Here is a 23,332-nt window from a genome sequence, read left to right as displayed (position 1 = left end):
TTCGATTCAAACGTCCTGTTTGTCATTCCGTAGGAATCTAGACAGCTAAATTCAGATTCCTGCGAAATGACAAAATAATATTTTAATTTTACCATTGTAAGTCTGAGGCTCTCGAAGACTTTATAAATATGAAAATCCTTTTTACAAAATCACTGGACAGAGAAAAGGTTTCTGAGAAATTAGGAACTGTCACACTGAGCGGAGTCGAAGTGTCGGTTGATTTTGTTGAAGTTATTAATACGGAATTTATAAAAACTAAAGCTTTCGGTTTAAAAAACAACTCACTGATTTTCACAAGTGTGAATGGTGTGAAAGCTTTTTTTGAAAACGGATTTTCTCCGAATGAAAATTTTACCGAGCCAAAAAACTATAACAAAATCTACGTTGTTGGTTCACAAACAAAAAAGGAATTAAGGCAACATCATTTCGGAACTTTTAAACTTTGTAAGAATGCCAATGAGCTTTCAAATTTCGTAACGGAAAATTCTGTGAACGAAAAGTTTCTGCATTTTTGTGGTGATATTGCGATTGACATTCTGGATGAGAAATTACCTTTACAAAATATTTCTTACAAAAAAATCCCTGTTTATAAGACCGATCTGCTCTACCCAAAAATCGATGAGAAATATCAGGCGATAGTTTTCTTCAGTCCGAGTGGAGTTCGTAGTTTTGCAAAGTTTAATAATTTGGAGAATATGAAGATTTTTTCGATTGGAAAAACAACGACTTCGGAAATTGAAAAACTAACTAATAACAAAATAATTACTAGCTCGAAAAATACTTTAGATGATTTATTGAATTTGGTTAAGATTAATTTTAGTTCAGAATAAAAAGTTTCGACGAATTATATTGTCAATTGCGTCGGGCTTCAGCCCGGTGTTATTATTAAAAACAAAATAGACTTTAGACGAAACTTAAATTTCGACTAAAGTCTATTAGAGATTGAACTTAGAAAATGGGCTAAAGCCCATTCCTATTGATATTAGATTATTACAACTTGTTGCATGATATGCAACAGCTTAAATAAAACCTGAACTGTTGAATATTTTGCAATAGTTCGAAAAGGCTAAAATTAATTCAGAATTTGATTTCAAAAGAAAGTTCAACTTTCGGAAATCTTGATTTGAAGGAATAAAGTTATATTTTACGAAGCGCGCCCCGACTTGAGCGAACTCTTCGAGAGCCTCAGAGTGACAATTGGGAGCGGAAGGCGGATAAAGGCGCCCAAAATAATATATAAAATGATTAAAAACGACCTATACTTAAAGGCACTTCGCGGAGAAACCGTGGAAAGACCGCCAGTCTGGATGATGAGACAAGCGGGAAGATATCTGCCGGAATTCATCGCTTTGCGCGACAAATACGATTTTTTCACAAGATGTCAAACACCGGAATTGGCGTCGGAAATCACGGTGCAGCCGATTAGAAGATTTCCTTTGGACGCAGCGATTTTGTTCTCCGATATTTTGGTAGTACCGCAAGCAATGGGAATTGATTTCAAAATGAAAGAATCGGTTGGACCTTGGCTGGAAGAGCCAATCAGAACTGCCCAACAAGTGGAAGACGTGATTGTTCCTGATGTGAATGATACTTTGGGTTATGTTTTTGATGCGATAGAAATGACCTTGGAAAAACTGGATAACAAGATTCCTTTGATTGGATTTGCAGGTTCGCCTTGGACGATTTTCTGTTATTGTATAGAAGGTAGAGGTTCTAAGGATTTCAATATTGCAAAGTCATTTTGTTTTCTACAACCGGAAGCGGCGCACAAATTATTACAAAAAATCACAGATACCACGATTGCTTACCTAAAAAGAAAAGTGGAAAAAGGCGTTTCCGCGGTCCAGGTTTTCGATTCTTGGGGCGGGATGCTTTCGCCAGCAGATTATCAGGAATTTTCCTGGCAATATATCAATCAGATCGTGGAAGCGCTTGCTCCGTTGACTCACGTTGTGGTTTTTGGAAAAGGCTGTTGGTTTGCGTTGGAAGATATGACGAAGTCCAAAGCGTCTGCTTTGGGCGTTGATTGGACGATCACTCCTGAATTGGCGAGACAATTCACAAGTAACGCCGTAACTTTGCAAGGGAATTTTGACCCTTCAAGATTACACTCGACACCGGGAACGATTAGAAGAATGGTTCACGAAATGATCGATCGTTTCGGAAAAGATAAATATATTGTCAATCTCGGACACGGGATTTTACCAAATATTCCGGTTGAAAATGCCGAAGCTTTCATCAAAGCAGTGGTTGAATGGAAACCATAAAAAGGAGCAAATTAATTTGCTCCTTTTTCTATTCTAATTGTCCTGGTGCGGGTTGTGTTGGTTTCACTGCTTCATTATTCAATCCATCTTTTCGAGGTTCAAGCCTTTTTCTATTCTTGTCCTCCGTTTTTTTGGACTTATCCTGAATTGTGGTCGTATCAATCGTTCCATTCATTCCGTTGGGCTGAACAGTTTCCGGAGTTGTCTTATTCATCTTCTTCTCCGTTTTGGTTCTTGTTGTGTCTTGTGGCGGCGTTACCTGTGCAGTAACAGACATTGCTCCGAAAATAATCAGACCACCTGCTATTAACTTTCTCATAATATTTTTATTTAGTGTGCATTATGAAATTCAAACATTAAACCAATATTATGTTAAATTTGGAAATTATAAGATTTTTGGGAAAACTTTAATATAATTTACCTTTCCAAAACTTTTCTCAGTTTTTCTACGAAGACATAGCTTGCAGGGCAAATCAAAGTATTCTTGATCGTGAGATCATTGATCTGATAGATTTTCTTCCGGTCTGTGTGAGGATATTCTCTGCAGGCTTTTGGACGAACATCGTAAATCGAACAAGTATTGTCATCATTCAGGAAAAGGCAAGGTAAGTTTTGGAGAACTTTATCATTATCTTCATCAACTCGTAGAAATTTAGACTCAAAATCAGCTTGTTTCATCCGAAGATGCTTGGAGATTCTTTCTATATCCTTTTCTGTGTAAAGCGGACCTGTGGTTTTACAGCAATTCGCACAGCTGAGACAATCGATTTCTTCGAAAGTTTCTTCATGCTTTTCTAAAACCAAGTAATCCAGATTCTTTGGTGGTTTCTTTTTTAGTCCTTCCAAAAATTTTTTGTGATCTTTCTGTTTTTGCTGTGCCTGCTTTTTATAAAATCCAAGGTCCATTTTGCAAAATTAGTTGTTTTTCAAACAAAAACTGATATTAATCTTATTTCAAGCTTATTCTAAAAATGATAACTTTGATAGAACAAAATATCAAATTATGAAAGATGTTACAAGCAGGGAAGATGTTGAATTTCTCGTAAAGGAATTCTATAGCCAAGTTATAAAAGATGATCTGATTGGATTCTTCTTTACGGATATTGCGAAAATCGACCTCAGCAAACATCTTCCGAAAATGTATAATTTCTGGGAAAGTATCCTTTTGGGAAATCCTGTTTACGAAGGTCATCCTATGGCAAAACATTTCCCGATCAATGAAGTATCGGCTTTGGAAGAAAGACATTTTAATCGTTGGTTGCAGATCTGGGAAAAAACAGTTCACGAAAACTTTGACGGAGAAAATGCAGAAAATGCGATTAACCGAGCTTTGAACATTGCCAGAATTATGAATCATAAAATGGCGAATGCCAGGAATCAGTAAATTTTGGATTAGTTTTAAAATTAAATGATATTTTTAAGTTAAGCAGGGGCGTTAAACTTAACTACGAAAAGCAATTGTTTTCAAAAACAGATGCATCTTATAAATTGAGATTTTGAAGTTGACAATCTATCCAATCTGTGAGCATATGGAATAACAATCCGACACCAATAATCCTGAGGTTTCCTTTAAAAAATAACAGCAGAAAATAAATACCAATTGCCCAATACGTGTGAAGCGGATGAAAATTGATACTACACCTGTCCGACGAAAAAATCGGCGTGCTGAGCAAATGGTCCGCATCTACCAACATCGTCGCCAACATTATAAAATAGGCTTTTTTCCAATCTTTTCTAAAAAACAGGAAAGCCAGCACAACAGGAAAACCAAAGTGTAAAAAATAATGTAAAAACGTTCTCAACCAAAAACAATCCATTAGATTCTTGCTTTTAAATAATCCTGCCGAAGTTCCTCATCTAATTTTTCAATCGCATATCGCAGGCAAGTTCTTGGCATTTCTTTGTAATGTAGATCAAGGAAATCCAGCAATTCGGTTTCGTTTCTTTTTCCCATTTCCCGGAGAAGCCACCCGTTGGCTTTGTGCATCAAATCATGCGGATGTCTCAGGTTTTTGAGAACGAAGGTTTTGGTTAATTCAAATTGTCCTTTTTTGATGTGATGCATTGTTCCGACAATCGCCATTCGCATCTCCCACATATCTTTGGAATTGGATAATTTTTCTAAGATTTTAGAATCCTGATTTTCATAACAATACCGCCCTAGAATTTTATAACAAGATGTATCTACCAAATCCCAATTGTTGATGTGTTTTGTATGATCCAGATAAAAATCTATGATTTCTTTTTGTTGAATTCTATCCTTTGTTTTCTCAAATTTATAAACCAAAATCAGCAAAGCGGTCAAACGATGTTCGTGGATTTTCGAAGATAAAAGTTCACTGAGCTCCCCAAGAGAAATTCTATTATAAAACTCTTTCGCAACACTTCTTTGGTCCGGAACCGTCACACCAATAAAAATATCGCCTTCGCCATATTCACCTTTTCCAGTTTTGAAAAATTTTGGGAAGAATTCTGCCTTTTCGGGAATTGAGAGAATTTCGAGCGCTTGTTTTATTTCTGTTGAAAGAGACATTTATTTAAGATTAAGCTGATTCTGAAATTCCTCTAAATACTTCGCCAGATGAAAACCATCCATCAAACCGTGATGTGCTTCGACGGAAATCGGCAACATTTTTCGTCCATTTTTCTCACTGAATTTCCCAAAGACAATTTTTGGAATCGATTCTTTCGGGTCAAAATCTGTTGGATGAAGTAAACCTGTAAAATGCGCCCAAGGCATGGTAGAATGCCGGATATGATTTGGTGGAAGTTCTTCGTTTCTGATTCTCAAACCAGTTGAATTTTGAACCCCATCAATTTCTTTTTGCAAATTCTGATTAAAGATTTGAAAATCATCAGAATATTCGAAATAAGAGAAGCCAAACGTTCCATCGTTTCTGGCAATTGTAGAACCCACGTGCACAATATCAAACGCTATAACATCATCATTTACAATTCTATAACCAAATTCCTCAACCGAATTAACAGCTTTCATCGATTTATGGAGATAATGAGCGAAAAAAGATTCGTTGTTTTCCTTAGCTAATCTGTAAGTTTCTGTACACTCAACTTCGGTTACAATTCCAAAATAAGGACTTCTCATTCCGGAAAAGAATTCGAAATGTTCTTTTCTTCTCCAGTTTTTTATATCGATAACCTTCATTATATAATTTTGGCTTCTAGTGATAATTAGGCACATAGTTTTTGTAAATTATCAAGATAAAATAGTTAGAAATTTGTTTCTATTTTAACTTTTTCAAAAATAAATAATTTGTTTTTCTATGTGTCTATGTGGTTTTTTAATTTCTTTTATTTCAAATTAATGAGTCTCTTCAAGAATTTGTTCGATGATTTTTTCTTCGGTCGCAATTTTCCTAGGATTGGCAACTTTCGCAATCGTCAATCCCTGAACTATAATTGAAAACACAACCACACAATAAGTAATACTGATGATAATTTGACTGTACTCGTTCACTGGTATGGACAAAGCTAATGCAATAGAAACTCCACCACGGATTCCTCCCCAAACTAGAACTTTCACGGTTTGCGGACTGAATCGATATTTGAAAGCCATAAACTTAGTCGGAACAAAAATCGCAACCCAACGTGCTAAAAGAACAATCAAAATACAAATTCCTCCAGCAACCAGATATTCACTTAAATCCTTGATTAACAGCAATTCAAACCCTATAAAAAGGAATAGGACGGCGTTCATAATTTCATCGATCAGCTCCCAGAATTTGATGAGATAATCCTGGGTTTCAGATTTCATTTTGAAGCTCTCGCTGAAATTTCCCATAAATAATCCCGCTGCAACCATCGCCAAAGGTGCAGAAATATGCATTTCGTGTGCGATCAGATAACCACCCATAACCACTGACAACGTAATCAATACAGAAATAATATAGTCATCTACCATTCTCATCGCCCGAGAAGCAGATAACCCGAGAAGAACGCCCAAAAGCAATCCTCCGCCAGCTTCTCTCAATAATAAAAGTCCAATATTTTCTACATTTAAATCAATTTCTTTTCCAATTGCCAATTGTAAAACAACTGTGAAAACAACAACAGCCATCCCATCATTAAACAAAGATTCTCCGGCAACTTTGGTTTCTAGGGATTTTGAAACATTCGCCTGCTTCAAAATACTGAGAACCGCAACAGGGTCTGTCGGTGAGATCAATGCTCCGAAAACCAGGCAATAAATCAACGGCATCTGGATCCCAACCAAAGGCAAAAGATAATACACACCAAAACCAACCGCAAAGGTTGAAATAATAACCCCGACGGTTGAAAATATGACGACCGGACCAAACTGCTCCTTCAGATCTTTGATGTTGATATGGATCCCTCCTGCAAAAAGCAGGAAATTAAGCATTGCTCCCATCAGAACCTCGGTAAAATCGAAGTTATGGACCAACTCGGTTAAATGACTAGTGGTTTTTGGTAAGAAATTTTCGCCCGATGCAACCAAAGTTACAGAAACGATAATGGCAATCACCATTATCCCGATCGTACTTGGTAACTTTAGAACCCTATAATTGATATAAGCAAATAAAGACGCTAAAACAATTAAGACTGAAAATGAGTAATATAACTCCATTTTATTTATTTTATATAGATTTTTGACCTAGTTAAAAGTCATTATAAATTACTTTGATATAAGTTTTTGTATTGTTATTTTCCCAAATATCAAACACTCCGCCTTCTGTAGGCCGGGAAGACCTCCTGGCTTCCATGGGGAACCGAATGACGTTGAGAAGAATATATTCGTCACCAACAGAATTGACGAGATAAGCAGATTCTTCATTCTTACCATCTCCGGAATTAAAAATCGCTCTTGTCAGCAATTGGAACTGACCGTAATAATAGGAGAAATTCTTGAGATCCTTCTGCTTGTCATAGCATTGCAGCATTATCATCAGCAAATCCAGATTGGTAGGGTCTTTTGATAACAGGTTTTTCGTTTTTTCTATAGTTTCTTCGTACTTCTGCTTATTAAGATCTTTCAATATTTTTTTGAAATTTTCGTCACTTGTAGAAACAGTTTTATCTAAAAACAGCCTTCCATAATATAAATGTTGCGCTTCCATACTGTCAATCGATTTGGGGAGAGCCTGGAATCTGAAGACTATTTTTTCATAGAAATAATCCGATTCTTTGTTGGTAATTGCTTTCTTGATCTGATCCAAATCGATCTTTGATTTTTGAGAAAATCCAAAAACCGCAATCAGCACAAAGAAAAACAAGAAGATTCTATTCATTAATTTTCCTCTTCGTCCTCAAAATATTCGAACAACAAATCGTTGTAAGGGAAACGGGAAATATGAATCCTGTGAACCTCATCGTAAATCATTTTCTTCATCTCAGGGAAATTCTCTTTCGTTAGGGCAGAAATGAAAACGGTTGGGAATTTGGATTTTGCCATCCACGTTCTTTTCCATTCTTCCAGAGAAATATTTTTGTTGGAACCCGGCGTCAAATCATCTTCATCCTTTTTCTCGTAACTGAAATCATCAATTTTGTTGAAAACCATGATCATGGGTTTCTGATGCGCATCAATTTCCTGAAGGATCTCATTCACAGAATTAATATGGTCTTCAAAGCTTTCGTGCGAAATGTCAACAACATGAATCAACAAATCCGCTTCACGCACCTCATCCAAAGTTGATTTGAAACTTTCCACCAATTGTGTCGGCAACTTTCTGATGAATCCGACGGTGTCCGTCAGAAGGAAAGGCAAATTTCCAATCACAACTTTACGAACCGTTGTATCCAGCGTTGCAAACAATTTATTTTCAGCGAAAACATCGGATTTCGACAAGGCATTCATCAAGGTCGATTTTCCAACATTTGTGTAACCAACAAGTGCAACGCGCACCATTTTTCCACGGTTGTTACGTTGCGTTCCCATTTGTTTGTCGATGACTTTCAATTTGTCTTTCAGCAATGTGATCCGGTCACGGATAATCCTTCTATCGGTTTCGATCTCCGTTTCACCGGGACCACGCATACCGATTCCCCCTTTTTGTCTTTCGAGGTGGGTCCACATCCTGGTCAATCTCGGCAAAAGATATTGATATTGAGCCAATTCTACCTGCGTTCTTGCGTAAGAAGTTTGAGCTCTTTGGGCAAAAATATCGAGGATCAGATTGGTTCTGTCAAGGATTTTGACTTCCATTTCTCGCTCCAGGTTTTTCAATTGGGAAGGTGACAGTTCATCATCGAAAATGACTGTTCCGATATTATGTTCTTTCGCATAATCACGGATCTCTTCCATTTTTCCTTTACCTACGAATGTTTTGGAATCTGGCTGGGTCAATCTTTGGGTAAAACGTTTGGCTACCGTAGCACCGGCTGTGAAGGCCAAAAACTCCAGTTCGTCCATATATTCTATCAGTTTATCTTCGCTTTGATTTTGGGTAATCAAACCCACCAAAACCGCCTGTTCATACTGATGTTCTTTTTTTTCTAACATTTAAAAAATTATAATTTCTGATTTTGACAAGATACTATTTTTTATCAAAAAAACCAAAGTTTGGTCTGATAATACCGAAATGGATCTCTATACAATGATAAATCTTCTGCAAAAAAAAGGCCGCCCCAAAATGGGACGGCCTAAAAACATAATTCTGAAATTAATTTTTATTTTTTGATAAGCTTAAAAGCCTTCACTTCGTTTCCGCTGCCTACTTTCATAATGTAAATTCCGGAAGCCAGTTTGGAAAGGTTGATTTCAGCATCTTTTTGATGCAATTCTTTTGCAAAAACCTGCTTACCCGACATATCATAAACATTTATGTTGTTAATATCCCTGATGTTAGAAATTTTCAAAATATCTTTTACCGGATTTGGATAGAAAGAAATTTGATTTTTAGAGATCTCTGTTGTCCCAAGGATCTTATCAACGTGTACGTTAAACACACAAGTATCTATAACAGCACCTTCATATACCAGATTATGGACAACAACAGTATTGCCTTCCGGGAACGCAGCTCCCGATTCTAATCCCTGAACCAAAACAACTTGTGGCTCTGGAGTTTCGCAAACATAACTTACCTTGAAAACACCATCAAAACCTTCTTTTGCTGTCCAGTTCTGTCCATCACCTGTTGTAAATGCGGTGGTTCCGTTTGATAAAGCAGATTTTATTTCCCAGGAAACCAATGGTCCCTGCATATTAATGGCAACCCAATATTTCCCGGATGTCAATTCTAGCACCTCAGGCAATTTGATAACCGTTTCATAAGCTGTTCCACCAGTAGTATTTCCTATCGCATTTTGTGATTCGATCGTTGGCGCAGCATAATTCATAATCAATTCTCCCGGTTTTCCATTATTATCTTTATAGAATGCAACAGTTGCTCCGTAAGAGAATCTAATCAAATGAGGAATAACTTTATCGATTTTCAAAGTTTTTCCGTCAGGAATCACAAAGTCGTTAGCTACGGTATTGAAGTTCGAAGTAGGCATCCAGTTCTCATAATTATTCCCAGGATAATCTATTCCACAACTGGAGCTTCCTTGAGAACCGCAATTGAATGGTAAACTATAATTCACGACCGCAGTTTCTCCTCCTGGAATTGTATTGGTATTAATATCTGAAGGACAACTAAAATCACACCCTGGATCTGTAATACCACCAGAGATATTCAAAGTGTAATCCTCTGCTTGTCCGGAATTGTAATAATATCCTGAAGCACCAATAGGCCAAAACATAGAATATTCTGTGGCTGATTGCATTTTCAGAACCCTTATCCTCGTATTTCCGTTGATCGCATTTTGCGGAACCGTTATTGGGAATTGCGTGAATTTGTCATCCACACCAGAAGACCCGAAAAGATAACCTTCACTAATGATCTCGTTGCTTTCATCCAGAATGCCATTGTGATTCCAGTCAACAAAAAGAGTATAAGTATCCGGCGCATAATTAACACGGTTTTTACCTTTAATTTTCACATCGTAAGTTTGACCCGCCTGTAGATTGAACACTTTATCGGTCATATCTTCGTAGAAAGCAGAACTGTTTGGGTCCGAATTGTAGCCCACGCCATTCACTTCGAAACGCGTTATTGGTGTTGCCGGGATACCATTGTCCACATTAGAAATTAAATCATACGACTGTGGACTAGGGTTGTCTGGCAATACCCTGAATTCTGTTGTACCGTAGAAATTAGTTTCAAATTGCTCTACATTGATCCTCCATGTCCCTGCGATATCAGGCATCGTATCACCCCAGGGATAAGTTGTTGTATTGCCATTGAAAACGATATCAAAGTTTCCGTTGGCATCTGCGTAGTATTGCCCAGTAATGCCGGAGCCAGATTCGTTGGGAGAGAAAATATGAACCACGACCTGTGCGTTCGGTTCAATATTGGTAGCGTGAAGGTTAATCCCAAAGTCAAAGAACTGCGCCATTGTCAATATTTTATTGGAAACAGAAGCTTGGATTACCTCACCTTCATTTGCAACAACCTGTAGTGTAGCATTTGCCGTTTTTCCTTCTCCGTCTGTAGCCTTCACTGTATGAGCGCCTTTTAGAGAACGGATCATTTTAGCGCTTATTTGTACAGAAAATTTACCCTGAGAATCTACAGTTCCTGTAAAATCCCTCCATCTGTTTCCATTTGGATCGGTATCATAAACCGTTACTGTAGAATTAGGTGTAAATCCGGAACCTAAAACAGGAAATCCGCCTGACCAGTACCAGAATTCTTCGATCGTATTTGGTTCATCGGAAACCAAAGAAGTATCCAATGTAATCTGCTGTGCACTAGTTATGCCGAACACAAATAGAAACAGCCACTTAAATAGTAATTTCACATTCATTTTAAAAATATTTTATAATTATTGAGACAATATTAGAATATCATCAAAGATTTTGAATATTTGTTGAGATAACAATATAACTACTAATAAAAAATCAAAGGTAACATTATATATACAATTTATTTAAAATCTTGAAATTCAATCAATTAAAAATTTAGTTTTTTTTGAAATTTATTCTTCCTATCTTCGGCTAATATTTTTGAAAATGCGTTGGGCTTTTTGTGTTTTTTTAGCTTTTAATCTGATATTTGTTTCCGGTCAAACCGGTCTTTCCAAGGACCCGGACAAATATGCATCTACTCTTCTGAAGCAAACGGTGGATTATATGCAGACAAACAGAACTAAAGCGATGAGTTATCTGCAAGAAGCTCTTAAACTGGAAAACAAGTTGGCCGACAGTACAAAAATCAGCCTTTACGTTACAGCAGGAAACACATACAAAGACCAAGAATCTTATTACCAAGCACTTAATTATTATTACAAAGGATTAGAAATCAACAACAAAACAGAGTCCCGAGACTCTTATTCTATTCTGAACAACATTGGAGGCTGTTATTATCTGATGGGAAATTATAAGAAAGCACGGCAATTTTGGGAACAATCACTTAAAAATTTTGAAAACAGCAAAGCAAGCGACAAATCCGTAGAAGGTTCTATCATTTACAACAATCTCGCAGTCCTGGAAAAAGAACAAGGCAATTATGCAAGAGCACTGGAAATGCTGAAGGAGTTCAAGAATCGGAATACGGCTTCAAAAGACACGCTTAATATTATTATGGCCTATGAGAATATTGCCAACGTAAATCTGAAATTAAAGGAAACCGACACTGCCGTAGAAAACTTGAGACAAGGCATAACTTTGGCAAAGAAGATCAAATCGCCCTACGATATAGCAAGTCTTTATAATATTCTTGGAAAGATCAATCTCGATGATCTAAATAACAGGGATTCTGCATTATATTATTTGAAAAACGCTTATAATATCGCTGACAGGAGTAGTTTTTCCGACATTAAGCTCTATTCATCAGAAAGTTTAGTAAAGCTATTCGAAAAAGAAAAGGATTACAAAAATGCTTTGCAATATCTGCACACCGCGAAATCTTTATCCGAAGCTTCCATCAATCAGGAAAATGAAAAGAAAGTTAACCGATTGGAAATCGAGTTCAATGAAAAAATGACGCAAAATGAGCTTTTAGCTTCTCAAACCAAAAGAGAGCGATTTTTTATTTTTGGAATCGTTTTGCTCTTGTCCTTCTCCGTTATCATCTTTTTGTTATTCCAATTACAGAAAAATAAAACCGCCAAAAGAGTTGCTGAAAACGAATTATTGGCCAAGAAATTAGAAGAGAAGAATAAAGAACTCACAAATAGCGCCATCCAAATGCTGCAAACTTCCGAGGTTCTCCAATTCACTCAAAAAGAGTTGAGCGAACTGAATTCCGGAACAGAAACATCTGACAATAAAATTTCGAATATCTTAGCCGACCTTAGAAAAAGTTCCAAAAGTTTTGGGAAGGCAGAATTTGAAAAGATTTTTATGGAAACTGAGGAAGGTTTCTATAAGAAATTACTTAGCGAGTTCCCTGACCTTACCAAGAACGAATTGAGACTCTGCGCTTTTCTCAAGCTTAATTTATCTTCTAAAGAAATTTCCGACATTACACACCAAAGTCCCCACAGCATTGTCGTTGCGAGGTCCAGGCTTAGAAAAAAACTGAGACTCTCCAATTCGGAAAGTCTCAATAACTTTTTGATCAAATATTAAATTGGTTTAGTTAAACCAAAGTTGCCGTCAATGTTTTTTCGAAACTGAAAGCCTGACTTACCGGGCAATTTTCTTTGGCATCTTTTGCGATTTTCTGGAAATCATCTTCTGAGATTCCCGGGATCTTTGCAGTCAACGTCAATTCTGACAAAGTAATTTTTCCATCTACCAAACTGATTTTGCAATCGGTTTCCAAATTTTCCGGGTTATAACCAGCTTCTGTCAACAAAGCCGAAGTCTTCATTGTAAAACAACCTGCATGGGCTGCTGCCAACAATTCTTCCGGATTGGTCCCAACACCTTCCTCGAATCTGCTTTTGAAAGAATATTGAGTCTCGTTAAGTGTTGTGCTCTGAGTCGTTAAAACACCGCTTCCGTCTTTTACTGTTCCTTTCCAGACAGCTTTTGCACTTCTTTTCATATGTAAATATTTTTTATTGTTTTTTTTAAGGGAAAATATGGAATCTACGATTTCATAATTAATTTATTTTGGATCTATTTTGTTTGAGACTTTTTACTTTTCTCTTGTTTCTTTATCAATCCCAGTCTGCAGCCACAAATTTCATTGTTGATTTTCCATCCGTTAAAGTTAAGAAATGTCCTTCAATTTTGTACTGATCGATATTCGGCAGATCTTTTCCGAATAGTTCCTCCAACTTCATCCTTCCATCACAATACATCATTGTGGAGCCAACGCCTGAAAATTTTGCCTTTCCTTTATCAAATTCTGCTGTGAAAAACATTCCGTTACAGCCCATTTTTGCACCATATTGATTCGGAGCTTCAGGTCTTTTACTCAAATCCATATAAGCTTCCAGTTTTGTCAGCTCTTGTTTTGTGAAATCTTTATATTCAACAAGCATCCATTTTCTGTGAATATTTTGTTCCGTTGAGGCCATAGTTTTGTTCGTTTTACAGGAAAAAATTAAAAACATTGTCATTAATAAGATCCCTACTACTCTGATATTTTTCATTACTCGATATTTACCCAGTTTCTTAGCCAAATTCGTACCACTTAGATTTAAAATAATGATTAAATTAGCCCATTAAAATAATTCTCTATGAAAAAAATATTTTTAGTATTGACCTTGATTTTGGGTTATGCTCAGATGAGAGCGGATGAAGGTATGTGGCTTCTGATGCTTGTAAAACGTCTGAACGGTGTTGATATGCAGAAAGAAGGCCTGCATTTGACGCCGGAAGAAATTTATTCCGTGAACAATTCCAGTCTGAAGGACGCTATCGTAAGTTTCGGTGGTTTTTGTACTGGTGAAATGGTTTCTGACCAAGGCTTGATCTTTACCAATCACCACTGTGGTTATGACGCTGTTGCTGCGGCTTCCACACCTGAAAAAGATTACTTGAAGAATGGATTCTGGGCAATGAAACCGAATGAAGAATTCAATGCTAAAGGTCTTTACATAAGATTCCTTGTAAGAATGGATGACGTTTCTGCAAGAATCAATGCAAAACTTAACAACAATATGTCGGCTGCTGACAGAAAAGCGGTTATCGATGCAGAATACAAAGCTATCCAGACAGAAAATTCCGAGAACGGAAAATACACTGTTGTAGTAAGAGATTTCTTCAATGGAAACGAGTTCTATTATTTTGTCTATCAGGACTACAAAGATATCAGATTGGTTGGAGCTCCTCCTTCATCATTAGGAAAATTCGGTGGCGACACAGACAACTGGGAATGGCCAAGACACACAGCAGATTTCACCGTTTTCCGTGCTTATGCAGATGCCAACGGAAATCCAGCAGAATATTCTGAAACCAATGTTCCTCTGAAGCCAAAACACCATTTACCAATTTCCCTTAAAGGTTACAAGCCTGGCGATTTTGCAATGATTCTTGGATATCCAGGAAGAACCAATCGTTATTTGACCTCTTACGGAATCGAACAAATGGTCGACAAAGATTATCCGGCTTGGGTAGAAGCGTCTAAACTGGCTATGGATGTTTTGAAAAAATATATGGATAAAGACAAAGCAACCCAGTTGGATTATGCATCTCAGTATGCAAGTGTTGCCAATTATTGGAAAAACAGACAAGGAACGATTGATGCTGTAAAGAAAAACGGAACAGTTGCCGAAAAACAAAAAACGGAGCAAATCTATAATCAATGGGCAGCTCAGTCTCCAAATGAGCAGACCTATTATAGTGTTTTACCTGAAATACAAACTTATTACAAGCAAATCTCCGGAAGGAATGTAGAGCGTAATTACGGAGGGATCTTACAAAGAAATGCACATTATATTGCCACAGCTTATCAATTAGGAAGCCTTTTCAAAACCTACGCTGACCAAGATGAAGCCGGAAAAACGGCTATGAAGCCGAAAGTTCTGGATGCTGTAGAAAAAGCTTATGATGGTTTCCATGATAATGTAGAAGGAGAAATGCTTAACTCATTAGCTAATCTTTACAAAACAAAAGTGTCTAAAGAATTTGCTTCTCCAACAATTTTAGCTGCTGATGTGAACAGCCTTTCTACTTTGGCTTTCTCTTCTATTTTTGCAAATAAAAAATCGGCTTTGGCTTTCGTGGAAAATCCTGACAGATTGAAAATCGATGCTGATAAATTGAGACAATTCGCAAATGGAATTGTTGAAGATCAAAAATTGAGCAATGAGAAGTATTCCAAAATCGATGAAAATTTTGCTAAAAACAGCAGGCTTTTCTTAGATGGTCTTAGAAAAGCCCAACCAGAAAAAGTATTCTATCCGGATGCCAACTCTACAATGCGATTAACTTATGGAACAATCGAAACACTTCCTGTAAGAGAAGACAGAAACTACAAAGGCATCAAAGAAAACTATTATACAGACATAAACGGCATGGTTGCCAAATACAAAAAAGGCGACGAAGAGTTTGACCTGCCTAAAAAAGTTCTGGACCTTGCCAGGAAAAAAGATTATGGCCAATATGCAGACAAAGAAGGATTTATGCCAATTAACTTCTTGTCTAATAATGACATCACGGGTGGAAACTCCGGTTCTCCAATCATTGATGGATATGGAAATCTTATCGGTCTTGCTTTCGACGGAAACAGTGAAGCTTTGAGCGGCGATATCGTTTTCGAACCAAAATTACAGAGAACCATCAACGTTGACGTTCGGTACGTTCTTTGGATTATTGACAAATACGCCGGTGCAACAAGATTGATCAGCGAGTTGACCTTGGTAAAATAATTTTTTATCAATTATCATATAAGCCACCTATTTTGGTGGCTTTTTTAATTATCCTTTAGAAATTGGCATCAGCGTACTGATTCCGATTCTGTTATAAGCATTAATTATAATTGCAGTCATTATAATCTCAGCAATTTGTTTTTCTGTAAAAAGCTTTTTTGCTTTGTTATAAGTTTCTTCTGATAGACCTTTCTGGTTAACCAATGTGATCTCTTCCGTTATTTGTAGGATAACCTGCTCTTCAAAAGAGAATAGTTCCAGCGCTTCTCGCCAAGCATTAAGAAGATAGATCCGTTGTGATTTTTCGCCCAATTTTACAGCATCTCTGGTATGCAAATCCAGACAATGTGCACAACCGTTGATTTGTGAAGCTCTTATCTTGATTAATTCCTGCCAAGTATGATTTAGCGAAATGTTCTGAAGATAACTTACCAACCCAAGCATGGCCTTGTAAGCCGCCGAATCAGTTTTTGCAATATTTAATCTGTTACTCATAAAATTATTTTTATTGATTAATATATTCAGCAAAATTCCGATTTGTAGACTTCGAAAAACTTAAACTGGTTTAAGAAATCAGTTTGGTGGCTTTTTTGTTGGATAAAAATCGGAAAACACTGCTAAAATATTTTTTTGTAAATTAGAGAAATCATTTTTTATGAGTTTGAAATCTTTACTTCACTGGTCTTATATTTTTCCTTTATTATCTCTTGCTTATTATTCTTTCGGTCTTGTTGACAATAATGGCTGGCTGGCCGGCTTGGGTGGTTTGCTACTCATCACGTCGGTTTTAGGAGCTGTCCATCATGCCGAGGTCGTGGCGCATAAAGTGGGCGAACCTTTCGGAACTATTATTTTAGCGATAGCAATCACCGTTTTGGAAGTCGGACTGATTGTTTCCTTAATGGTCGCAGGTGGAAAGGAAACCGACAAATTGGCCAGAGATACAGTTTTCGCTGCAGTGATGTTAATTTTAAATGGTATTCTTGGCGCATGTCTCCTTCTCGGTGGAATCAAATTCAAGGAACAATTCTTCGCACGAACTTCCGGCAATATGGCACTGATCAGCTTGGTCGCTATCGTCGTAATGACTTTGATTTTACCCAATTACACCACGACCGAACTCTCTGCAACTTTCAGCAAAGCTCAATTGATCTTCTTCTCCATTGCTTCATTAATTATTTATAGTACATTTCTGATGGTTCAAACAGTAAGACACAGAAATTATTTCTTACCCGAGAATGACAATGAACCGCATGCAGAGCCACCAACCAATTTCGAAAGTATAATGAGCTTGATATTTCTGATCATCTGTTTGGGTGTTGTTGTTTTTCTTGCAAAAGCTCTTTCCCCGCAGATAGAAAGTATGGTTAATAATCTGGGAGCCCCTCAGGCCTTGGTAGGCGTTATCATTGCAGCAGTCGTCCTTTTACCGGAAGGAATGGCGGCCTTAAAAGCCGCAAGAAGAAATCAATTCCAGACAAGTTTGAATTTGGCCTTGGGCTCTGCAATCGCCAGTATTGGATTGACGATCCCTTGCGTGGCCGTAGTTTCTATTATTTACGAAATGCCTTTAGTTCTGGGACTCGACATCAAATCAATGGTGTTGTTGGCCTTGTCGCTTTACACGGTAATGCTGTCTCTGAACAGGGGAAAAACCAATATTCTGTATGGCGTTGTTCTTTTGGTCAATCTTTTTGCCTACATTTTTACCGTCATCGTTCCTTAAATTTTATATTTTTGATGAATGAAAACTTTTGAAACCGAAAGACTGATTTTAAAATCTGCAGAAGTACAGGACGCAGATTTTTTCCTCGAATTATACAATATGCCTTCGTTCATCAAATATATTGGTGACCGAAATCTCCGCACCAGAGAAGATGCGGAAAACTATATCAAGAATCGATTCCTTCCCCAGATCGAAAAATTGGGGTTCGGAAATTATGTCGTTATTTTGAAAGAGGACAACACGAAAATTGGTGCTGTTGGGATTTTTGAAAGAGAAGGTCTGGATGTTCTGGATATCGGCTTTTCTTTTTTTGAAAAATATGAAGGAAAAGGCTTCGCTTACGAATCTGCCAACAAATTGAAAGAAGTTGCCGCTACTGATTTTGGAGTTAATAAAATCTCTGCGATTACGACAAAAGACAATTACTCTTCCCAAAAATTGATTGAAAAATTAGGGCTTAAGTTCCGAAAAATGGTAGCGATTCCTAACGATGATGAGGAATTGATGTATTATGAAAACTGAATTCAATCTACCTCATCGCATTGAAAATATTGAACCGAAGAAATTAATTGGGTTCGGCATCACAACTTCTTTTCAGGAAGATAAAACACCAATTGTCTGGAGAAAATTTATGATGAGAAGAAGTGAGATCACAAACCGAATTTCCAGTCAATTATTTTCGCTTCAAATCTATCCTGAGAATTTCACGCCTGATCAATATTTCATAAAATATGCTCTGGCTGAGGTTTCTGATTTCGATAATATTCCAAATGATTTTGAATCGTTTGAATTAGAAAGTGGGAAATATTTGGTTTTCAATTACAAAGGAAAAGCGGAAAACGGACCGGAAATTTTCAGATATATTTTTCAAAATTTCATTCCGGAAAATCAATTCGAGGTTGATGACAGACCACATTTTGAGATTTTTGGAGACAATTATAATCCGAATGATAATTCTGCAGAGGAAGAGATTTGGATTCCAATAAAATAATTATTCTGTAATCTCGGTGATATTGTTGGCAATCTCTAATTTATCTCTTTTAATAATTGTAAAGCCTTAATAATTTTTCGGTCATTTTTTAAGTTTTCCAAATCATCGCCGCCTATAATCTCAAAATCAGGTATTATATTATTTTTATAGATTTTTTGATTTCTGTCTATCACATAGTCTGTAGACAGATTAATACCAGCAATATTATTGATCTTAAAACCTTGCACGGCGGTAGTGTAATTTGCAGTTGGTTCTCCAACTATAAAAGTCCGATTTCTTCCAATAAAAGAAATAGCCGTCATTTCCCCGGCACTTGCCGTATAACAGCTTGTCAAAATAATTATTGGTGTTGTTTCTTTTATCGGATTTTTTAAAGTTGTCTTACTTTCCAACTCAACTCCATCAATTAACATTTTGTTCTGATATATTGCCCATTTCCCACTAGATTGATTCTTAGCATCGTTAAAGCCTCCAAATACCAAATTATTTCCAATGAAGTTCTTCAAACCAAGAAGAATGGGATACATATTTCCTCCCGTATCCAATCTTAGGTCAATAATCCAGCCTTTAATTTTATTCGAATTAACAGCATTGATGTGTGAAATGATATCATCCGAAATGCTATCAACTTTTTTAAAAGAGAAATCATCATTACCCGGGATTCGTATATATCCATATTTTTTATCGATGACTTTGCTTCGAACCATCTTTTCAGTTTTTATTTTTTCTTTCAAATAAAAATTGTTAGAAGCTAAAGGTTTTTTCCAGCCATATGTTTTACCCTTATATTTTAAACCACCGTGATGGTCATTTAATTTCTGAAAGACATCCTCATACAAAGGCGCTAATTCATCTACCGAAGAAAGATTTTCAGATTTTGAATACAAATCGCTTTTAATCATTTCCAAATCATCAACATTTATTGAATGTGATTTTATTAATGTAAAAGATTTATCAATAAATTGTTTTATAGAATCATTTTTAAAAGTCTGAGAATAAGAGATTTGGAAAACCAAAATACAGTATAATAAAAAATATTTCTTCATAGAGAAGTTTATTTAATTTCAATCAATCTTAAAGTGACAACTATAAGTCTAAAATTTGAGCTGCGTGGTCTTTGGTTTTCACTTTTTCAATAACCTGAATACAAATTCCGTTTTCATCGAAAACAAAAGTCGTTCTCACGATTCCCATAAACTCTCTTCCCATAAATTTCTTCAGCTGCCAAACTCCGAGTTTGTCAATGATATCATGATTTTCATCCGCAATCACATCAAACGGTAATCCATTTTTATCACTGAAATTTTTCTGACGTTTCACAGAATCCGCACTGACACCCAATAGCTGATAACCTTTCTGTTTCAAAACCGAATAATTGTCTCTCAGATTACAGGCCTCCGCCGTACAACCCGGCGTGCTCGCTTTCGGATAAAAGAAAACAACGAGTTTTTTGCCTTTCAGTTTTTGAGAATCGATTTGTTCTCCGTTTTGATTAGTTCCGATAAATTCCGGTAAAGAGTCGCCAACGTTCAACATAATTTCTATTTTTGTACGACAAAGTTACCATCAAAATGACGAAAAAGCAAAGAGCCAGGATTGTTCAGGAAGAATTAGAAAAATTATATCCCGAAGTTCCAATTCCCCTAGACCACAAAGACGCTTATACTCTGATGGTTGCAGTGGCACTTTCTGCCCAGACAACGGACAAAAAAGTGAATCAAATCACACCAAAGCTTTTTGCGGTTGCTGACACGCCTGAAAAAATGGCTAAGCTAAGCGTAGAGGAAATCAAGGAATTAATCAAAGAGATCGGTCTTTCAAATTCCAAAGCGAAAAATCTGAAAAAAATGGCGGAAGTTCTGGTGGAAAAATTCAATTCCATAGTTCCGCAAACTTATGAAGAATTGGAAAGTTTGGCTGGCGTTGGTCACAAAACGGCTTCTGTTGTGATGAGCCAGGGATTTGGTTTTCCGGCGTTTCCTGTTGACACACACATCCACAGACTGATGACACAATGGAAATTGACATCAGGTAAAAACGTTGTAGAAACCGAAAAAGACGCAAAAAGTCTTTGGGATGAAAGTGTGTGGAACAAATTACATCTTCAGATCATTTTCTACGGACGAGAATATTCACCGGCAAGAGGAAATAAAGAGAAAGACCATATTACGAAAATGTTGTTTGAAAAGTAATTTAATCCAACAATCTTCTGTGATAATTGATCTGTCCAAGATGATAATTGAGATGGGAAAGCAGGTGCATCAGGAAATATCCGGTCGTCATTTTGTAACCTAAAGCTTCCGTTGGGTAATCTTTTCCCAAATCTTCTCCGGATAATTTATTAAGGACAGAGTCCACGACCTCTATTGTAGATTCTACCTTTCCAACAAGCTCATTTTTAGGAATACCCTTTAGAGAAAACTCGAGGTCACGATGCCTGACATATTCCGTTTTTCCCAATTCTGCACCAATGTAAGTATTGAGGTTCCCGACCAAATGGAGACAAAGATTGCCTGCAGAGTTTGAAATATTTTTATCGGTTTTCCAAATTGATTTTTCACTTTTATACGACTCAATTTCAAATTTCAATTTGTTCAAATCTCTATTGTAAAGTGATTTCAAGCTTTCTATCATCATATCAAAATCAAATATTTTATTTAATACCTTTTGACCAAATATTCATTTTTCTTTCCAAAACCTCTAATGGAAGGCAACCTTGACTCAAAACCTCATCGTGGAAAGATGCCAAGTTGAATTTTTTGCCTTGCTCTTTTTGATATTTGTTTCTTAATTCTCTTATTTTCATCGCACCGGTTTTATAACTTAAAGCCTGGCCAGGCAAAGCCATATATCTTTCTACTTCTGCAGTGGCCCCAGCTTCATCGTAAGCAACATTACTCAAGAAATATTTGATAGCCTCTTCGCGAGACATCTGACCGGTATGGATTCCTGTATCGATAACCAAACGAACAGCGCGTAGCATCTCATCACTTAAAGAACCCATTTTCTGATACGGGTCTGTATAAAGTCCAAACTCTGGCCCAAGCGATTCACAATACAAAGCCCAACCTTCGCCATAAGCTCCTATCCAACCGAATCTCATAAACTTTGGCAACTTCAAATTCTCCTGCTGAAGCGAGATCTGATAATGATGGCCTGGGATGGCCTCATGAAGGAAAAGAGATTCCATTCCCGACGTCACATTGAATTTTTTCGGGTCAGGAATTGGCATGTAAAAAATCCCTGGACGCTTTCCGTCTGGACTTCCCTGGATGTATTCTGCACTTGCGCTGGCTTCACGGTATTTTTCGGTTTGGCGGATCTCGAAAGGTGTTTTTGGTGTTACATTGAACATTGTTTTCAGCTTCGGAGTGATTTTATCGAGAATCGATTGAAAACCTGCCAATACTTCAGCCGATGTTTTATAAGGCATTGCCTTTGGGTCTGTTTTTACAAAATTCAGGAATTCCTCCAAAGAACCTTTGAAACCGATCTGAGCTTTCACTTTTTCCATTTCCTTGCGAAGCCTTTCAACTTCAGAAAGTCCTGTTTTATGAATTTCGTCCGGTGTTTTATCCGTTGTCGTCCAGCTTTTCACATAATAGGCATAGATATTATTTCCGTTTGGCAAGGCATTATAACCATCTGTTGCCCGCGATTTTGGAAGATATTCTTTCTCAAGGAAATCTGCCATTTTGAGATAGGCAGGAATCAATTTATTTTTAATAGCATCCTGATAAAGCTTCGCATATTTGTTCGCAATAACCGGTTTGAAATCTTTTGGAAGATTCTTTATCGGACCGTAAAAAATATTTTTTTCTATCTCAAACGTTGTGATCTCTTCGGCTTTCATCTGAGGAATCATTTTTATAACCAATGATTTCGGAAGAACCACATTATTTTTAATTCCTGCTCTGAAGTTTTCAATTGCGGAATCCATCCATATTGGAAACTCATCTACCCTTTTCAGCCAATTGTCATAATCTTTTTCAGTTTTGAAAGGCTGAATCCCAGTTCCACTTCCCAACATCGGAAAATCCAAAGGCAATCCGCCAAACTGAGTGAAAGGAATATATTCCGGATGATAAGCATAACGTTCCTGTTTATCGATCAATGTATATTCAAGAACGTCAAAAACCACTTTCTGGTCATTATCCAAAGAATTGTAATCCACAGACTTTAATTGATCGTGAACCGAGTTATAGAATGCAATTTCCTTTTTGATAAAATCCTGGCTCAGATTATCCGGCAAAAGGTCGTTGTATCTTTCATCCCCTTGGGAAGTAGCTTCCAGAGGATAAAACTTCAGATATCCTTCGTAATAATTTGCAGCGATAGAATCCAGGTCAGAAACGTTGAATCCGATATTCTTTACCATTGGAGAATCTTCTTTTTTACAGGAAACCGAGAAAAGGAGAACAGCAAAAAATAATATTTTGTAAAAAGATTTCATTCTTAATTTTTTAGGCAGTGTAAAGATAATATTTTAAGATTATAAAACCCCAGCCTCAATTTTTTAAGGGATCATATCTCAAGATTAACACAATATCAAGAATTACA

Annotated in this window: 25 protein-coding genes; 9 read left to right on the top strand and 16 right to left on the bottom strand. The window is 36.8% G+C overall.

The genetic code is table 11. The features are described 5' to 3' along the window. The first annotated feature begins 128 nt into the window (after window positions 1-128). Together K319_RS0107690 and hemE are read left to right on the top strand one after the other, a co-directional pair. The gene (locus K319_RS0107690) at window positions 129-830 is read left to right on the top strand and encodes a uroporphyrinogen-III synthase (RefSeq protein ID WP_027383130.1); all 702 of its coding nucleotides are present in this window, start codon (window positions 129-131) and stop codon (window positions 828-830) included. A 411-nt stretch (window positions 831-1,241) separates the two neighbouring features. After that, complete coding sequence (hemE, locus tag K319_RS0107685; RefSeq protein ID WP_027383129.1) at window positions 1,242-2,267, top strand: uroporphyrinogen decarboxylase; 1,026 nt, start codon at window positions 1,242-1,244, stop codon at window positions 2,265-2,267. 28 nt (window positions 2,268-2,295) lie between these two features. Here hemE and K319_RS0107680 read toward each other — a convergent pair whose 3' ends face one another. Both K319_RS0107680 and K319_RS0107675 read right to left on the bottom strand, forming a co-directional pair. Beyond that, window positions 2,296-2,586, bottom strand: coding sequence for a hypothetical protein (locus K319_RS0107680; RefSeq protein WP_027383128.1), 291 nt, complete (start codon window positions 2,584-2,586; stop codon window positions 2,296-2,298). A 98-nt stretch (window positions 2,587-2,684) separates the two neighbouring features. Further along, on the bottom strand, window positions 2,685-3,173 hold the full coding sequence (locus K319_RS0107675) for a YkgJ family cysteine cluster protein (protein ID WP_027383127.1): 489 nt from the start codon (window positions 3,171-3,173) through the stop codon (window positions 2,685-2,687). A gap of 97 nt (window positions 3,174-3,270) precedes the next feature. Between K319_RS0107675 and K319_RS0107670 the strand changes: the two genes are divergently transcribed. Then, window positions 3,271-3,651, top strand: a complete 381-nt coding sequence (locus tag K319_RS0107670) for a group III truncated hemoglobin (RefSeq protein WP_027383126.1) — start codon at window positions 3,271-3,273, stop codon at window positions 3,649-3,651. A gap of 97 nt (window positions 3,652-3,748) precedes the next feature. Here the strand turns inward: K319_RS0107670 and K319_RS0107665 are convergent, their stop codons facing one another. The 7 genes from K319_RS0107665 to K319_RS0107630 form a co-directional block, all read right to left on the bottom strand. Continuing rightward, a complete protein-coding gene (locus tag K319_RS0107665; RefSeq protein WP_034671519.1) occupies window positions 3,749-4,084 on the bottom strand; it encodes a DUF6122 family protein in 336 nt (111 codons plus the stop codon). Continuing rightward, the gene (locus tag K319_RS0107660; RefSeq protein WP_027383124.1) at window positions 4,084-4,800 is read right to left on the bottom strand and encodes a DNA alkylation repair protein; all 717 of its coding nucleotides are present in this window, start codon (window positions 4,798-4,800) and stop codon (window positions 4,084-4,086) included. The genes K319_RS0107665 and K319_RS0107660 overlap by 1 nt, the downstream gene beginning before the upstream one ends. Further along, window positions 4,801-5,430, bottom strand: coding sequence for a chloramphenicol acetyltransferase (locus K319_RS0107655; protein ID WP_027383123.1), 630 nt, complete (start codon window positions 5,428-5,430; stop codon window positions 4,801-4,803). It abuts the gene before it with no gap. Between the two features lie 156 nt (window positions 5,431-5,586). After that, window positions 5,587-6,870, bottom strand: a complete 1,284-nt coding sequence (locus K319_RS0107650; RefSeq protein WP_027383122.1) for a cation:proton antiporter — start codon at window positions 6,868-6,870, stop codon at window positions 5,587-5,589. Between the two features lie 31 nt (window positions 6,871-6,901). Then, a complete protein-coding gene (locus tag K319_RS0107645) occupies window positions 6,902-7,531 on the bottom strand; it encodes a DUF4919 domain-containing protein (RefSeq protein WP_027383121.1) in 630 nt (209 codons plus the stop codon). After that, complete coding sequence (gene hflX, locus K319_RS0107640) at window positions 7,531-8,745, bottom strand: GTPase HflX (RefSeq protein WP_027383120.1); 1,215 nt, start codon at window positions 8,743-8,745, stop codon at window positions 7,531-7,533. The genes K319_RS0107645 and hflX overlap by 1 nt, the downstream gene beginning before the upstream one ends. A 167-nt stretch (window positions 8,746-8,912) precedes the next feature. Further along, on the bottom strand, window positions 8,913-11,096 hold the full coding sequence (locus tag K319_RS0107630) for a T9SS type A sorting domain-containing protein (RefSeq protein ID WP_027383119.1): 2,184 nt from the start codon (window positions 11,094-11,096) through the stop codon (window positions 8,913-8,915). Between the two features lie 205 nt (window positions 11,097-11,301). Between K319_RS0107630 and K319_RS0107625 the strand changes: the two genes are divergently transcribed. Beyond that, window positions 11,302-12,861, top strand: coding sequence for a tetratricopeptide repeat protein (locus tag K319_RS0107625; protein WP_027383118.1), 1,560 nt, complete (start codon window positions 11,302-11,304; stop codon window positions 12,859-12,861). 10 nt (window positions 12,862-12,871) lie between these two features. Here K319_RS0107625 and K319_RS0107620 read toward each other — a convergent pair whose 3' ends face one another. Together K319_RS0107620 and K319_RS0107615 are read right to left on the bottom strand one after the other, a co-directional pair. Next, on the bottom strand, window positions 12,872-13,282 hold the full coding sequence (locus K319_RS0107620) for an OsmC family protein (RefSeq protein WP_027383117.1): 411 nt from the start codon (window positions 13,280-13,282) through the stop codon (window positions 12,872-12,874). Between the two features lie 115 nt (window positions 13,283-13,397). Continuing rightward, on the bottom strand, window positions 13,398-13,835 hold the full coding sequence (locus K319_RS0107615) for an META domain-containing protein (protein WP_027383116.1): 438 nt from the start codon (window positions 13,833-13,835) through the stop codon (window positions 13,398-13,400). 87 nt (window positions 13,836-13,922) lie between these two features. Between K319_RS0107615 and K319_RS0107610 the strand changes: the two genes are divergently transcribed. Continuing rightward, window positions 13,923-16,055 carry a S46 family peptidase gene (locus tag K319_RS0107610; protein WP_027383115.1) on the top strand — a complete coding sequence of 711 codons (2,133 nt, stop codon included), beginning with the start codon at window positions 13,923-13,925 and terminating at the stop codon, window positions 16,053-16,055. Between the two features lie 48 nt (window positions 16,056-16,103). Here K319_RS0107610 and K319_RS0107605 read toward each other — a convergent pair whose 3' ends face one another. Next, window positions 16,104-16,550 carry a carboxymuconolactone decarboxylase family protein gene (locus tag K319_RS0107605; RefSeq protein WP_027383114.1) on the bottom strand — a complete coding sequence of 149 codons (447 nt, stop codon included), beginning with the start codon at window positions 16,548-16,550 and terminating at the stop codon, window positions 16,104-16,106. A 160-nt stretch (window positions 16,551-16,710) separates the two neighbouring features. Between K319_RS0107605 and K319_RS0107600 the strand changes: the two genes are divergently transcribed. From K319_RS0107600 to K319_RS0107590, 3 genes are read left to right on the top strand one after another with little or no spacing between them, the layout of a single operon-like run. Further along, window positions 16,711-17,781 (top strand): calcium:proton antiporter, encoded by a 1,071-nt coding sequence (locus K319_RS0107600; protein ID WP_027383113.1) that lies wholly within the window; start codon window positions 16,711-16,713, stop codon window positions 17,779-17,781. 18 nt (window positions 17,782-17,799) lie between these two features. Then, a complete protein-coding gene (locus tag K319_RS0107595) occupies window positions 17,800-18,303 on the top strand; it encodes a GNAT family N-acetyltransferase (RefSeq protein WP_027383112.1) in 504 nt (167 codons plus the stop codon). Continuing rightward, window positions 18,293-18,772: a GyrI-like domain-containing protein gene (locus tag K319_RS0107590; protein ID WP_034671517.1), complete on the top strand. Its 480-nt coding sequence runs from the start codon at window positions 18,293-18,295 to the stop codon at window positions 18,770-18,772. Before K319_RS0107595 ends, K319_RS0107590 begins: the two co-directional genes overlap by 11 nt. 35 nt (window positions 18,773-18,807) lie before the next feature. Here the strand turns inward: K319_RS0107590 and K319_RS0107585 are convergent, their stop codons facing one another. Both K319_RS0107585 and bcp read right to left on the bottom strand, forming a co-directional pair. Further along, window positions 18,808-19,818 (bottom strand): S41 family peptidase, encoded by a 1,011-nt coding sequence (locus K319_RS0107585; RefSeq protein ID WP_027383110.1) that lies wholly within the window; start codon window positions 19,816-19,818, stop codon window positions 18,808-18,810. A gap of 40 nt (window positions 19,819-19,858) precedes the next feature. After that, window positions 19,859-20,308, bottom strand: a complete 450-nt coding sequence (bcp, locus tag K319_RS0107580; RefSeq protein ID WP_027383109.1) for a thioredoxin-dependent thiol peroxidase — start codon at window positions 20,306-20,308, stop codon at window positions 19,859-19,861. 35 nt (window positions 20,309-20,343) lie between these two features. On the opposite strand from bcp, the gene K319_RS0107575 reads away from it, so the two are divergent. Next, window positions 20,344-20,964 (top strand): endonuclease III domain-containing protein, encoded by a 621-nt coding sequence (locus tag K319_RS0107575; protein ID WP_027383108.1) that lies wholly within the window; start codon window positions 20,344-20,346, stop codon window positions 20,962-20,964. A 1-nt stretch (window position 20,965) separates the two neighbouring features. On the opposite strand, the gene K319_RS0107570 is transcribed toward K319_RS0107575, so the two are convergent. After that, a complete protein-coding gene (locus K319_RS0107570) occupies window positions 20,966-21,409 on the bottom strand; it encodes a DinB family protein (protein ID WP_027383107.1) in 444 nt (147 codons plus the stop codon). Between the two features lie 16 nt (window positions 21,410-21,425). Continuing rightward, complete coding sequence (locus K319_RS0107565) at window positions 21,426-23,225, bottom strand: DUF885 domain-containing protein (protein ID WP_027383106.1); 1,800 nt, start codon at window positions 23,223-23,225, stop codon at window positions 21,426-21,428. Window positions 23,226-23,332 lie beyond the last annotated feature (107 nt).

This window comes from Epilithonimonas caeni DSM 17710 (assembly GCF_000426465.1).
Taxonomy (GTDB): domain Bacteria; phylum Bacteroidota; class Bacteroidia; order Flavobacteriales; family Weeksellaceae; genus Epilithonimonas; species Epilithonimonas caeni.
Note: the sequence above shows the minus strand (reverse complement) of the source record. Positions and strands in the feature narration are given on the sequence as shown.